This is a genomic window from Bifidobacterium sp. (genome assembly GCF_022647885.1).
In the GTDB taxonomy this organism is placed as follows: domain Bacteria; phylum Actinomycetota; class Actinomycetes; order Actinomycetales; family Bifidobacteriaceae; genus Bombiscardovia.
Map to the genome: position 1 here is coordinate 1,656,552 of NZ_JALCLM010000001.1, position 13,197 is coordinate 1,669,748.

The following is a 13,197-nucleotide window of genomic DNA, read 5'->3' on the forward strand; positions in this document are numbered from 1 at the left end:
CATCTTGGCTGTAGGGATTCTCTCATATACCAAGCAAACACAGCAAAACACCATCATATGTGCCATATGTGCGCCAAGACCAAACCACGACAGTCTTATTCTGACCTTGCTCATTCACCATATCTATCAGGATACGGAATCACCAGCGCCACTACTCATCAACACACAAATCCTCTTTCCACTTGTAGTAAGATATACCAAATCTTTCACAGGATATTCATATAGTGTTGTAAACACCAATAACGCAGGGAGGGCTCCAATGGATAGGGCTAAACGAGGACCCTATGCGAAAGGCAAAGCGCGACGAAAAGAAATCCTGAAGGCCGCGCTCAACATTGTTGCCAAGGAAGGCTTCGACCAAACAACATTAAGTAAGATCTCCAAAGCCGTAGGCATTTCAGATGTGGCCGTGCTACATTATTTCGGGACAATGGATGATTTGCTAGTTGAAGTACTCAAACAGCGCGATACCGATGACATGGCAGCAGCCACTTCGTCACTCCCTGACATGGTTAGCCAGATGATACAGCTCATTGCCCACCCTGAGCAGTCAATCAAGCAAGTCATGCAGATCGTCAGGCGTAACTCGCAAACACCTGGACTAGTGGAACTCTACGCACATATGTCAGTGAGAGCATCAGACCCTACAAGTCCTGCATACCGATATTTCAAGCAACGTGGCAAGGTGGAACGGTTTGTGGTAGGAAGCGCTGCAAAAAAAGTCATCGACAAAGAGCATCTGGATACAGAATTATCCCCAGAAGAAATGGCAAGAGTAATGCAAGCTCTGCTAGATGGTTTACAGATTCAATGGCTCATCGACAGAGACATCGATATGGCTGATATTGCAGAAAAAGCCATCAAGCTAATGTGGAATCAGCCTCAAAGCACTAATGAGAGCAAAGACACAAGCGACGAAATCCTTTGATCGAAGCACAATAAAGCCCCGCTCTCGACGCGATGAACAGCACCCCACCCTTATCAGATCGTACTAGCACGCGCAATGACACAATAGCTTCACGGTCGGCATCTCCCAATCGATAATCGCGAAGAGCAACTGCCCAGGCAACGCCGTCACATAATAGGTCTTCGACCATCTCAAGGACAGCTTCTATATCGGACGTAATTTCGCCTCATACACGTAATTCAGACAAGAGCCGAACAACTACCTCATCTGCTGCAACACCACAAGTGATCAACACCAAATACGTAGACACTTTCTACATGTATCCTCAAACTCATACTTAATATGGCAAGTCAATTCACTCCATCCAGTATGCTAACGCTGGCACTCAGACCAGTACTGGATTGACTTCTTATGTATAGTATCCAACGTCAGATTTGACAAACTCATCTACTCATGAACAGGGCAAACTTCTAACAACACCGAGTTCTATGCACACAGCACAGCATGCATAGAACTCGGTGTTGAGATATTGGAGGATATGAGTGAGTGAATGGGTAAGCGGTAATCTTTAGAGGACTTTCCTGACGACAATCACCACTATTCCGACTAGCAACACTATTACACCGGCCAAAATAATGACTTGAATCGAACTTCCGGTAAAGGCAAGTTGTTTCTGTGTTGAATCTGAATTCTTAGCAACCGTATTGTTGCTGGATGTATTCTTATCGGTCAAGTCGTTCTTGCCCGTTGTCGCGCTCTTGCCGATGGCGAAGTTCGTCCATCCTTGGATGTTGCCCTCCTGGTCATACAACGCTATCTTGTGCGCACCAGAGTAGCCTGCGGGGAGCTGTACGTTGACGTAGTACTTGCCGTTGTTGTCCTTTTGCACAAGTAGATGATTTTGCCCGTCAGGAGTGAGCAGGCGGGTTGGTGTGGAGTAGATGTACCCTGCCCAATAGCAGTAGAGCCCCTCATCTACCAGTGTCTTGCAGCTATCAACCAGCTTGTTAATATACACACGATACGGTGAATCCGGATTCGCTGAATTGTTGTTCTCCCCCTTGATGTCGCCCTTGTTGCCGTCGTTCAATTCACCCTCGTCTACCGGGGTAACAGACTGTGTGGTGAACTCGGGGATGAGTGCCGCATCATTGGTGTTCTGCTTGATAATGCGACCGTCCTTGGTGAACAGCACCAGACCTGTGTACTGGTACGAGGCGGGGTCAGTTTTCGAGAGTGTCGGCCAAGCATTCTTGTCTTTATACAATTCGCTGAACTGTGCAGACGTATACCCATCGAACAATCCAAGTAGTGAATATGCTGGCAACGACCAGAGATTGGGCACACCCTTGGTGTCATACCCACAAGCACCGCCCCCACCGGCACTGCTGCATGTGAGCGTGGAACTTGGCCGCAGCTGTTCACCTGTCTCGCTATACAGCCAGTTGCCATACTTGGTGTTGTCGAGGAATCCGCCCAGCGTGGTCGACACGGTACCGGTTCTGCTTGCAAGCGTTTCCTTGGTGAAATCGTCTGATGACCTGCTGAAGGACTGGTAGTTCACCGTCCATTTGCTGCCCTCTTCAAGGGGATACCACTGTTCGCTGGTTTCAGTGTCAGAATGTACTGCGTATATTCGCGCTCGTTTGAGTGCTGAGTCTTGTGACAGGGCTGAGTCATCGACTCCGCTGGTGCAATCCCAGAGATTTGTTGAACCCGGATCCCAACCAGTGGTCATACCCGGATGTATCGAAGCGAGGAATACGCGTGAAAAGCTTGACGAGAGGCACACCTTATCGACCTGATCCCAGAGTTCCTGACTGATTTCATAATCAACCTTCAAACCGACCGTGTGGGAGCCAACATCCTCCACACGAGGATTCGACACCTTGATGTCATCACTATCTGCGATAGTCACCTGCGTCAGTGAGATATTGGCATTCACCGAGGCTCCATGCCCAGCGTCATACGTGAAATGGACACGCCTAGTCAATAAGCCATCACCTGCGTACACGTCTCGCGTCAACCCTGTAACAATCGAACCTTCAAGCGCCTCACCGTTATCCCCCGAGAAATTAGAAACTTTCGATGCATCGAACCATGGCACCAGTGACTTCAGGTCGAAGGTACCGTCATCCCCGAAGAATCCTTTGGCATAATCCAAGTAGCCGATTGTCAGACCGCTAACGCTTGCTCCGAGCTTCAATGCCACGAGAGGGTTACCACCAACATTCAACGTGGTGACATGCGTATTGGCTGACAGGTCGAGACCCGTCAGCTTGTTGTTGTAGACGTTCACTTCAACGAGTTGATGGTTATGACTCACATCCAGTTCACTCACATACGCTCCTGGAATGAAGAGATTCGTCAGCTCCGTGAAATACTCGATGCCTTGCACGGAATGGAACTTCTGGGAATCATCCAGATACTCACTGACATGAATGCTCTGCGCATTCGAGATTTCATCAGCCGACAACGAGCCGTTAGTATCAGTGTCGAAATGCTCCGACACATATCCACGGAACACCGCATCAGGGAAATTGCTCTCATTGACCGCCACATCACTGGTCGCGGCCGAAGCTGCGGGAGCGACCATCGCTCCGAATGTCAAACCCACCATCAGCAGGGCAGCTAGCAGGAGACAGCTAGAACGATGCCCCCCCCCCCGTCATTATCTTCTTGCTCATGCTTCTCCTAGATTTCTCTCGTGTTGTTGAACCGGACACGGTAGGACCGCGCACTAGAAGATAGTAACAGAAATTTAATACGTAGTGTTTGATATTTGACAATATATTGCTTACCGTTGGCGTGCCCTCGCTGCCACACGAATGTATTCTTTTCTTAACCGCTATGCACTCCTAACTCTATATACCAGAGCGTTTCATTACCTAGATAGATTCAATGAGTAAATCCACTACTTAGACAGAGCAGGTAAGCATAATGGGCAGGAAGAACAAGTGTAATCCCCCGCGCCTAAGACCAATCAGTTTGTGATAACAACAGAACTTGCAATCGAGCATTGTTCTACTATTACCAGTGAGACCCTATGCGCCTGTAGCAGTTACAGCAAACTCAATGGAGGGAGATTCACAATGGATGCGAGCAAACGCGGACCTTATGCCAAAGGCAAGGTTCGGCGTAAAGAAATTCTGGATGCAGCTCTCACTATTGTTGGTTCCGATGGTTTCGACCAAACCACATTGAGTAAAATCTCAGAAGTGGTAGGCATTTCTGACGTGGCCGTACTACATTACTTCGATTCAATGGATGATCTGATGATCCAAGTACTCAAACAGCGCGACCTCAACGACATTCAAAGCACTGAAACATCAATGCCGGATAGAAGCGTCGACATGAGGAGTATTGCAGGGCAAGCGATCAATCGCTTGCTGTGTCGCCAAGCCCCAGCAAGCCAAGATATTACTGAGCAATAAGCACAGCAATAACCTAGATAATTACCGATTAGTTGAACTCGGTTGTTGTCTGTTGAGTATGACGTTTCTACACACAATTTCGATGCTCGGTAACATAGCCGTTGTCAACCCGTAATGTTCTGTGAGCATGAGAATTCTAGGCTTATGACTATCAGTGGTGCATTCTGACCTTAAGCGTTTTGAAGAGAGGCGGGAAATGAGTATTGGTAGGCAACTGGTTTTAGATCAACAGACCACACCGGCAGAAGCGAGACAAGCATTTCGTCAGGGCGTTATACGCCCAACGGCCGGCATTTCCAAGGGATTTGCTCAAGCCAATATGATTGTGCTCCCTAAAGCTTATGCCTATGATTTCTTACTTTTCGCACAACGCAACCCCAAACCATGCCCGTTGCTAGAAGTATTAGATGTGGGCAGCACGGCTCCGTCCATCGCACCTGGATCTGATATACGAAGTGACATACCAAAATATCGTATTTGGCATGATGGCAAGCTTGTTGACGAAGTCAATGACATCACCGATGTATGGGCTGAGCACGACGATTTAGTAACTTTTCTTATTGGGTGCAGTTTCACCTTTGAATTCCCTCTGATGGAAGCAGGAATACCAGTCCATCACATAGAAGCTGACACCAACGTGCCAATGTATGACACCTCTATATCCTGCGCGAGCGCCGGTATGTTCACTTCCTCCATGGTGGTTTCTATGCGCGGTATCCAACCAAATCAAGTTGCAGATGCCGTCCGTATTTCAGGTTACTACCCCAGTGTTCATGGTGCTCCAGTGCACATTGGCAATCCATCAGCAATCGGTATAAAGGACTTAACCTCGCCACAATACGGTGATAAACCAATTCTGAAAGACGGAGATATCCCAGTTTTTTGGGCTTGTGGAGTGACCCCACAAGCTGCTGTGATGTCGTCAAAACCTTCCTTTGCTATCACGCATGCGCCAGGACACATGTTTATTACTGATATGCCCGATCAGCATTACATGGTGTAGGGAATTATGATGCAGAAAACTATGATTCAGAAAACTAAAAGCAATCTCAAGTTGTGAGAATTCATCACATTACACCATTCACTACAACAGACAAAGGAGCCATAAGCCTTATGGTGAGCATTGATATTAACAGCGACATGGGAGAGAGTTTCGGACGCTGGACACTAGGCGATGACACCTCAATGCTTGGACTCATATCTAGTGCCAATATCGCTTGCGGTTTCCATGCAGGCGACCCTAGCGTCATGTTGCGAACCCTAACCAAAGCACACCAACATCAAGTCTGCATCGGGGCTCATGTCTCCTACAGAGACCTAGCTGGTTTTGGCAGGCGATCTATCGATGTTCCGGCTGAGGTGTTGCAAGCTGATGTTGAATACCAACTAGCTGCGATACAAGGTCTGGCGAACGCTACAGGTTCTGCTGTTCGCTATGTAAAACCACACGGAGCTCTGTACAACCGAATTGTCGATGACGAAGTTCAAGCATCGGCAGTAGTTCATGCAATTGTGGCTCTCAACGCCAATCTTGGACTGCTGACATTACCTGATTCAGCAGTTGGCAAACTTGCTGATGAGGCAGGATTGCGAGTATTTCATGAAGCCTTTGCAGATCGCGCTTACACGCCGGAAGGACGTTTAGTATCTCGCAACTTGCCAGATTCAGTCATTAGCGACCCTGCAGCTGTTGCTCAACGAGTTTCGCAGCTGGTTCTGACTCATCACATCGAAGCAATCGATGGATCAACAATCGCCGTTTCTGCGGATTCTGTTTGTGTACATGGCGACACCCCAGGAGCAGTCGCCATGGCGAAATCCATAAATCATCGGCTATCTGAGGATGGCATCAATATCGCCTCATTCATGGATCGGTAAAATAGCATGCATTTCCTTCCAGTTGGCAAGTCTGGTCTTCTTATCGAATTGCCCGATCTAACGTCAGCGCTCACGAGTTACGCCACCTTGCGCGAAGCTTCATTGCCTGGCGTAATCCAGTTGCTTCCTGCCGCGCGGACAGTTCTCGTATCTTTCGATTCTGCACAAACCAATCATGACGAGCTAGCAACTGCAATTGCAGCGTTACCGACCATTACTCCGAAAGAGAGCTCTGGTAACACTACTGAGATTCCAGTGGAATACAACGGTGAAGATCTGGATGAGGTTGCACACATACTTGGAGTTTCGAAACAGACAGTAATCAACCGGCATACATCGCATCCTTGGTTGGTGGCCTTCAGTGGATTCGCACCTGGCTTCTCCTATCTCAGCGACGGCGATCCACTATTCGATGTCCCCCGCAAATCATCACCTCGTATTAGCGTTCCTGCAGGATCAGTGGGCTTAGCAGGAGCGTTCAGTGGGATCTATCCTCGTGTGAGTTCAGGTGGATGGCAGCTCATCGGCACGACTGCAATCCAATTGTGGGATGATGAACGCAATCCTCCTGCCCTATTGCAAGCCGGAGATTATGTCCGTTTTGTACCGGTGAAAGCGCAAGCAATCCTGCAAGATAGCATTCGTGAAACACCACCACCTGATTCTCAACAACACGCCTCACTTGCTAAGCAGCCATTGGCCTCCAAAACAAACTCAAACTCTTCGATCAGCCTCCTGCAGGTGCTTCAAACTGGAATACTCAGCACTATCCAAGACGAAGGCAGAAGCGCTGTGAATATGGGAGTTAATAGTTCAGGCGCTATGGATCGTTTCTCTTTCCACCTAGCCAATGAACTTGTCGGCAACTCCCTAGACGCAGCAGCTATAGAGATTACTGGAGGCAATGCGGTTTTTGCTGCCAAGGATAACTTAGTGATAGCAATTACAGGAGCACCTGTGAGTGTGAGTATCTGCTCAGCCGCTGACGAAACCATCACGCTTGCGGACATTTCATGCCAGCAAGCGTTTGTGCTCCGTAGTGGTGAACTAGTCAAGATTGCTACTCCGCATTCCGGTTTACGCAATTATCTGGCTGTACAAGGGGGGTTCGAGAGCACTCAAATCCTTAACAGTGCATCTACGGATACGATGTCACACATAGGCCCTCTCCCCCTATCCTCAGGAGATAATCTCACTGCTGGTTCTCAGACTCATCACTCCATCTCGCCACCATTGAGTTGGAGTGATATGCCTCGCCCTAATCAGATAACTGAACTGCCTGTCACACTTGGCCCTCGAGATGATTGGTTCACTCAGCGCGGGCTGGATACATTGTTCCAGCAGCCATGGGAAGTGACCGCACAATCCAACCGCGTTGGGATAAGACTTCAAGGTGACGAAGCACTCGAACGCAGCAACCACAGCGAGCTACCCAGTGAGGGAACTATTCCTGGAGCAATCCAAGTACCAAACAACGGGCAACCTGTGATTTTTATGCGCGATCACCCTGTAACAGGCGGATACCCAGTGGTAGCCATACTCGATGCTGAAGCTATTAATATCGCTGCTCAACTACCACCCCACGCTCTTGTACGTTTCGTTCATCACACCGACAGCAATCAAAAGGAGCTCTAATAATGAAACGAGTGCTTATCGCCAATCGTGGTGAGATCGCTGTAAGAATCATTCGTGCTTGTGCAGACACCGGTCGCACTTCCATTGCTATCTATGCAGATGACGATAGTGACGCACTCTTTGTCAACCTAGCAGACGAAGCGTATGCGTTGGAGGGGCGTTCACCTCATGATAGTTATCTGAACATCGCAAAAATTGTGGATATTGCCGTACGCTCAGGCGCTGATGCAGTCCATCCTGGCTACGGTTTCCTTTCGGAAAATGCTGATTTTGCGCAAGCGGTAATTGATGCAGGGTTGACGTGGATTGGTCCACCTCCATCAGTTATTCGTTTGCTCGGCGATAAAGTACAAGCTCGTCGAATTGCCGCAGAGGTTGGAGCACCAATGGCCCCAGGCACCACTTCTCCTGTTGCCAATGCCTCTGAAGTCGTGGATTTTGCGAAAACTCATGGTCTTCCGCTAGCTATCAAAGCCGTCTATGGCGGAGGCGGACGAGGACTCAAAGTCGTTCGTCATCTAGACGATATCGAAGAATCTTTCGCGTCGGCAACTCACGAAGCTGAACTTGCTTTTGGCAACGGTGCGAGTTTCGTCGAGCGCTTCCTCGATAAACCTCGACATGTGGAAGTTCAAATACTCGCAGATACCTTAGGGAATGTCATCGCTGTTGGCACTCGTGACTGCTCCTTGCAGAGACGCAACCAAAAACTCGTAGAGGAAGCACCAGCCCCTTTTCTTGAGCCAGCAATCAGCGAACATCTGAAAAACTCAGCGATTGCTATTTGTAAACATGCAGGGTATGTGAGCGCAGGAACAGTAGAATTTTTGCTCTCTGCAGACGGAATCGCCTCGTTTATGGAGGTCAATACACGGCTACAAGTTGAGCATCCAATCACCGAAGAGACCAGCGACATCGATTTAGTCATTGAACAGTTCCGCATTGCTGAAGGTGAATCCATAGAAGCTCTCGAGCCGCACGAGCACGGACACGCGATGGAGTTTAGGATTAACGCTGAAGACCCCGCTCGCGGTTTTGTTCCCTTCCCAGGGGTCATTACTGAACTTGATGTGCCTGGTGGTCCAGGCATACGTTTCGACACAGGAATTCATAGAGGGTCGCAAGTATCAGATCAGTTTGACTCTATGCTCGCTAAATTAGTTGTTGTTGCTCCTACTCGCGAACAGTGCATTAGACGAGCACGACAAGCACTACGTGAGCTGCACATCGTCGGAGTACCTACAGTTATTGGATTCGACCGGAAACTGCTCGAAGAAGCTGATTTCACATCCAATGAAAGTCTTGACGTATACACCAGATGGATTGAGGAATCTTTTCTCGTGGATACTGATCCTCAGGAATTTGCTGAACGTGCGACACCTTCTACAGTGCTACGCACATGGATTGAGGTCGATGGAAAGCACATACGACTCGGACTTCCTGAATCTTTAAACTTTATGCAGGCCAGACCAGCTCAGACCACACCCGTTGAAGACAAGCAAGATCCCAGAGTTATTCGCTCAACAATCACCGGCACTGTTGTTCGATGGCTTGCTCAGGAAGGCGACTCCATAGAAGTTGGAGCCCCTGTGGTAGTGGTTGAAGCCATGAAAATGGAGACACAGATTACAGCCTCCGAATCTGGGGTGCTACACCAGACTTGTAAAGTCGGCGACGGCGTAGCCTTCGATGCTGAATTGGGACGTATTTCATCCAAATAAGCACCCCACGATAGCTCAGAATTCGATTGTGTAGGGATTTACATCAAGATTCAATGTATGAGGTGACAGCAAACGTTGCAATTGCAACCTTCTCAATCACCTCATACTCGGTATCTATTGTTAAATCCCTACACAAACGTAATTAGTCAAGATCACGTCAGCATAGCTGTACCAATTCGTGATGCCAACGAATCACTTATTGCAGCATTGTGCGCGGTGTCACTAGACGGCGATATCCAAGAGACAATTATTCAGGTCGAAGATTTATGTGAAGCTGCCCAACAATTTTCTTGTTACATATGTTGAAATCAGTATTTCTTGAGGAAACCTCCTCTTTACTCAACATCATCTACGTTGTTTGTTATACATACCAGACAACACCACTTTATTGATTTATGAAAAGACCATATATGCCTCAGCAAACTCGCAGACCTGCATTTACACGGCTGGTTCCATCATGGTTGTCATCGCAGATTCGCACATCTCAACAGCGTAAAGCTATTAAGCGTATTGAAAGCGAAGCTGCACACGATGTAGGTCGCGGCAGCGAATCTCTTGCCGTGCTGACTTATGGGGAGCTGTTCGAAGCGGCTGAAGCCCTCGCCAATCGCACTAACCATAGAGCTTTGGTGGTCACAGGGTTCTATGTACCCTCTGCAGTTCATCCTGCAGCAGAAACCGATGGACCGCTAGGAGCACTGGAGCTATGTGCAGCTTTACGCGCTATCGGTGGAGATGCATGGATGGTAAGTGACGCCCCCTGCGAATCTGTACTCAGACCATCAGCAAAATCACTACTGCCGGATGATCACGTACTTATTGCTCCAGTTGATGCAGGATTCGATGAATGGTTCAACAAGGTGCAACAACTTATCAAAGTCGAAGAAATCGATACTGTGATCTTTATTGAAAGAGTCGGACCTTCTTATGGTGGACTTCCGCGAAATATGCGCGCCTCATGTATCAAGGAATGGACAGCTCCTCTATCTCGTCTGACCAGTCTAGGTTTGCACACTATCGGCATTGGTGATGGTGGCAATGAAATCGGTATGGGAAAGATTTGGCCTTCTGACATGCAACGGCTGGTGCGATACGGCGATGAAATCGGATGTTCAGTCGCCACTGATGAACTTATTATTGGAGGCACATCCAACTGGGCAGCCCACGCACTTGTGGGAGCTTTACACGTCTTAGGATATAAGGAGTTGGAGCACTTACTAGAAGCATCTTGGCATGAAGAACTGCTGTCTCACATCGTATCAACAGGAAGTATTGATGGCGTCACACACGACAACGTTCCCAGCGTAGATGGCCTGAGCGGTGAGGCATATTTTTCGACAATCACATCCATCTCGCAGATAGCTCGTCAACGAACTTGGTGATTTGGCACAGTAACTCATCATCTCAATTCCAGATAGTGCTACTGCTGGGATTACGATACTTGCTACGAAATTCGACAAATACAACAAAGAACTGCCCGTCAAACTCTTTTGAAACTATTTTGACGGGCAGTTGAGGTTATTATCCGTATACACATAGCTTGTTTATTGCGATGTGATTGACATCATAACGTGCCATTACTGGTTCCGGTGATGTTTTCGAGAACGACTTATAGCAATTCCCGCTGTACCTACAGCAGTCAAAACCGTAAACACGATTGCTGCCGCAACTACTGCACTACCGCTACCTGTTTTTGCTAACGATGATGTCTTCTTGGTATCTTCTGCTGATGTTGTTTTGTTCTTATGCGTGGTTGTGGGTTCCGTGGTTGTAGGATCTGTGGTCGTTGGCTCCGTAGTCGTAGGCTCCGTAGTCGTAGGCTCCGTAGTCGTAGGCTCCGTAGTCGTAGGCTCCGTAGTCGTAGGCTCCGTAGTCGTAGGCTCCGTAGTCGTAGGCTCCGTAGTCGTAGGCTCCGTAGTCGTGATTACCGGAGTTACTGGATCGGTAGGATCTTTAGTTGGCACCACTGGTGGCACTTTACCTTTATAAGGGAAATAGTGTTGTTCCGATCCTCCGAAAGTACCGCTCTTAACCACAATGGTTCCTTGAATATTCGCTGATTTTTTCTCCAAGTTTGCTTTGGGTGCTAACAACGATCCATCGAGAGAATCCCCCGATTGCACGACACTACTTGCATCTGCAGCAACCCACAGCATTGCACTTGGGTCTCTGCTTCCGGCAAGAGTGAGATTGAAGGTCACTGATGAACCAGAAATTGGAATCACTAAAAAGGTCCCGTCGTCAGCCTTTGGTGTTGTTCCACTAAACGTAATTTCGGTAAGTGAAGCTAGAGTATCCGCACTGATGGGCCAATAATTTGTTTTTCCCTTGCTCAACGTGACCGTTGATTTGCTACCTTGAATCTCAACTGCTGCTTGAGCTCCTTGGGTATCAGTTTGTGGATAAGCCGCAATTTGTTGAGCAAGAGACTCCGCAGCACTCTGAGTGAAGAGACTGGCAAATAATCCAGATTTCACTACTGTGTCGGAACCTTCTCTTGAATTGTTAGCCACAATACTTGGTGAACTGTTCACACCCGCATTTTTCGCCACCACATGTGTGAATATTTGAGCGTTGTTATTATCCCGATTAAGCACATCTATTTGTGTATCATCCTCAATCCTTATCGATCCAGTCAACACTTTCAACTGACCTGAGGAATTGCTCAGATCAACCTTATTGCTTAACAGGCCAATGCCTGAATCATCATCGGTAGTGCTATGTTGTGTTGCAGTGTTGGTGCCGCTGAAACTCAATGTTCCACCCACCGCAACAGCCCCTTCTGATTCGGCTTGAAGATATGCGTCGCCGTATGTTACAACATTCCATTGCATATAATCCGCCATCAGATACTCTTCTTGGCTAGCGGATGCGGATAATTGTGGCACCAGTACACCAAATGCCACTACCGATGCAATCAACGCACCGGAAACAATCGCCAGACCTCTATGAGGTTTAGCGGCATTGCTATGAATTTTCATAATATTTCCCAACCATCGAGTACTGAATTCCCCATAAGTAGTTTCAGCACTGAATTACTTGTTTGCTCACACAGACTTCTTCAGAACAGCGCTCCCCGACTCCAACTATTCAGCTAGTACGTCTGTATGTCTGGATGCAAAGCAATGAAACTTTGCATAGGCAGAAAACTCGTCGAAAATATTCCCAAGGCATCTTTTAACTTGTTTTCTCTGTAGCAGAGACGAAGATTTTTGAACGGCTCAGCATCCACCGACTACTGTCGCTTATCCCCCGATTAGCGATGCATTTCCCAAATTATCGTCATATCTCAGAGTATCAATTCTGTCTGTTCCGACCAAGATCAGCTGAAAAACCTTCCACATATAGCTATGATCCTCTCCTAAAGCTGAATCTCACAGAAATGATGAGGGCATCAAGTATGCAATCATGCTTCTCCCCATACCAGCTGTGGACAACACCATATACGTGCACACTCAGCATTTTTCCAGCAGATACTGTGGTTTTAGGACCATACTCGATGCTCAAACGCTGCAATCATCGAAAGGGGCAGACTTATGAATGATCGACATTCATGCAGTATTCCACTTTGCGAGAGGACTCCAAGCGACGAATGGGACACACTGCACAATAAACGGGCAAT

General features: G+C 47.9%; 9 protein-coding genes. 7 read left to right on the top strand and 2 right to left on the bottom strand.

The window, feature by feature from the left end:
- Positions 1-259 precede the first annotated feature (259 nt).
- Positions 260-928: a TetR/AcrR family transcriptional regulator gene (locus LKI20_RS07075; protein ID WP_291772103.1), complete on the top strand. Its 669-nt coding sequence runs from the start codon at positions 260-262 to the stop codon at positions 926-928.
- Between the two features lie 547 nt (positions 929-1,475).
- Here LKI20_RS07075 and LKI20_RS07080 read toward each other — a convergent pair.
- Positions 1,476-3,527 (bottom strand): hypothetical protein, encoded by a 2,052-nt coding sequence (locus LKI20_RS07080; RefSeq protein WP_291772105.1) that lies wholly within the window; start codon positions 3,525-3,527, stop codon positions 1,476-1,478.
- Between the two features lie 472 nt (positions 3,528-3,999).
- Between LKI20_RS07080 and LKI20_RS07085 the strand changes: the two genes are divergently transcribed.
- The 6 genes from LKI20_RS07085 to LKI20_RS07110 all read left to right on the top strand — a co-directional run bounded on the left by LKI20_RS07085 (position 4,000) and on the right by LKI20_RS07110 (position 10,957).
- Positions 4,000-4,341, top strand: a complete 342-nt coding sequence (locus LKI20_RS07085) for a TetR/AcrR family transcriptional regulator (RefSeq protein WP_291772108.1) — start codon at positions 4,000-4,002, stop codon at positions 4,339-4,341.
- Positions 4,342-4,537: 196 nt separating this feature from the next.
- Positions 4,538-5,344, top strand: a complete 807-nt coding sequence (locus LKI20_RS07090; protein WP_291772111.1) for a putative hydro-lyase — start codon at positions 4,538-4,540, stop codon at positions 5,342-5,344.
- A 110-nt stretch (positions 5,345-5,454) separates the two neighbouring features.
- Entirely contained in the window at positions 5,455-6,219 is a 765-nt protein-coding gene (locus LKI20_RS07095) for a LamB/YcsF family protein (RefSeq protein WP_291772113.1), read from the top strand.
- A 6-nt stretch (positions 6,220-6,225) separates the two neighbouring features.
- Positions 6,226-7,854 (top strand): 5-oxoprolinase/urea amidolyase family protein, encoded by a 1,629-nt coding sequence (locus LKI20_RS07100; RefSeq protein WP_291772116.1) that lies wholly within the window; start codon positions 6,226-6,228, stop codon positions 7,852-7,854.
- Positions 7,855-7,856: 2 nt separating this feature from the next.
- Positions 7,857-9,575 carry an acetyl/propionyl/methylcrotonyl-CoA carboxylase subunit alpha gene (locus LKI20_RS07105; protein ID WP_291772119.1) on the top strand — a complete coding sequence of 573 codons (1,719 nt, stop codon included), beginning with the start codon at positions 7,857-7,859 and terminating at the stop codon, positions 9,573-9,575.
- Between the two features lie 410 nt (positions 9,576-9,985).
- Positions 9,986-10,957: a glutamate cyclase domain-containing protein gene (locus LKI20_RS07110; RefSeq protein ID WP_291772122.1), complete on the top strand. Its 972-nt coding sequence runs from the start codon at positions 9,986-9,988 to the stop codon at positions 10,955-10,957.
- Positions 10,958-11,152: 195 nt separating this feature from the next.
- Here LKI20_RS07110 and LKI20_RS07115 read toward each other — a convergent pair whose 3' ends face one another.
- On the bottom strand, positions 11,153-12,556 hold the full coding sequence (locus LKI20_RS07115; RefSeq protein ID WP_291772125.1) for a collagen-binding domain-containing protein: 1,404 nt from the start codon (positions 12,554-12,556) through the stop codon (positions 11,153-11,155).
- Positions 12,557-13,197: the final 641 nt, after the last annotated feature.

Excerpts from the sequence above, each read along its gene's own strand:
- LKI20_RS07075 (WP_291772103.1), top strand. The coding sequence starts at position 260 with ATGGATAGGGCTAAACGAGGACCCTATGCGAAAGGCAAAGCGCGACGA.
- LKI20_RS07080 (WP_291772105.1), bottom strand. The coding sequence starts at position 3,527 with ATGGTGGGTTTGACATTCGGAGCGATGGTCGCTCCCGCAGCTTCGGCC.
- LKI20_RS07085 (WP_291772108.1), top strand. The coding sequence starts at position 4,000 with ATGGATGCGAGCAAACGCGGACCTTATGCCAAAGGCAAGGTTCGGCGT.
- LKI20_RS07090 (WP_291772111.1), top strand. The coding sequence starts at position 4,538 with ATGAGTATTGGTAGGCAACTGGTTTTAGATCAACAGACCACACCGGCA.
- LKI20_RS07095 (WP_291772113.1), top strand. The coding sequence starts at position 5,455 with ATGGTGAGCATTGATATTAACAGCGACATGGGAGAGAGTTTCGGACGC.
- LKI20_RS07100 (WP_291772116.1), top strand. The coding sequence starts at position 6,226 with ATGCATTTCCTTCCAGTTGGCAAGTCTGGTCTTCTTATCGAATTGCCC.
- LKI20_RS07105 (WP_291772119.1), top strand. The coding sequence starts at position 7,857 with ATGAAACGAGTGCTTATCGCCAATCGTGGTGAGATCGCTGTAAGAATC.
- LKI20_RS07110 (WP_291772122.1), top strand. The coding sequence starts at position 9,986 with ATGCCTCAGCAAACTCGCAGACCTGCATTTACACGGCTGGTTCCATCA.
- LKI20_RS07115 (WP_291772125.1), bottom strand. The coding sequence starts at position 12,556 with ATGAAAATTCATAGCAATGCCGCTAAACCTCATAGAGGTCTGGCGATT.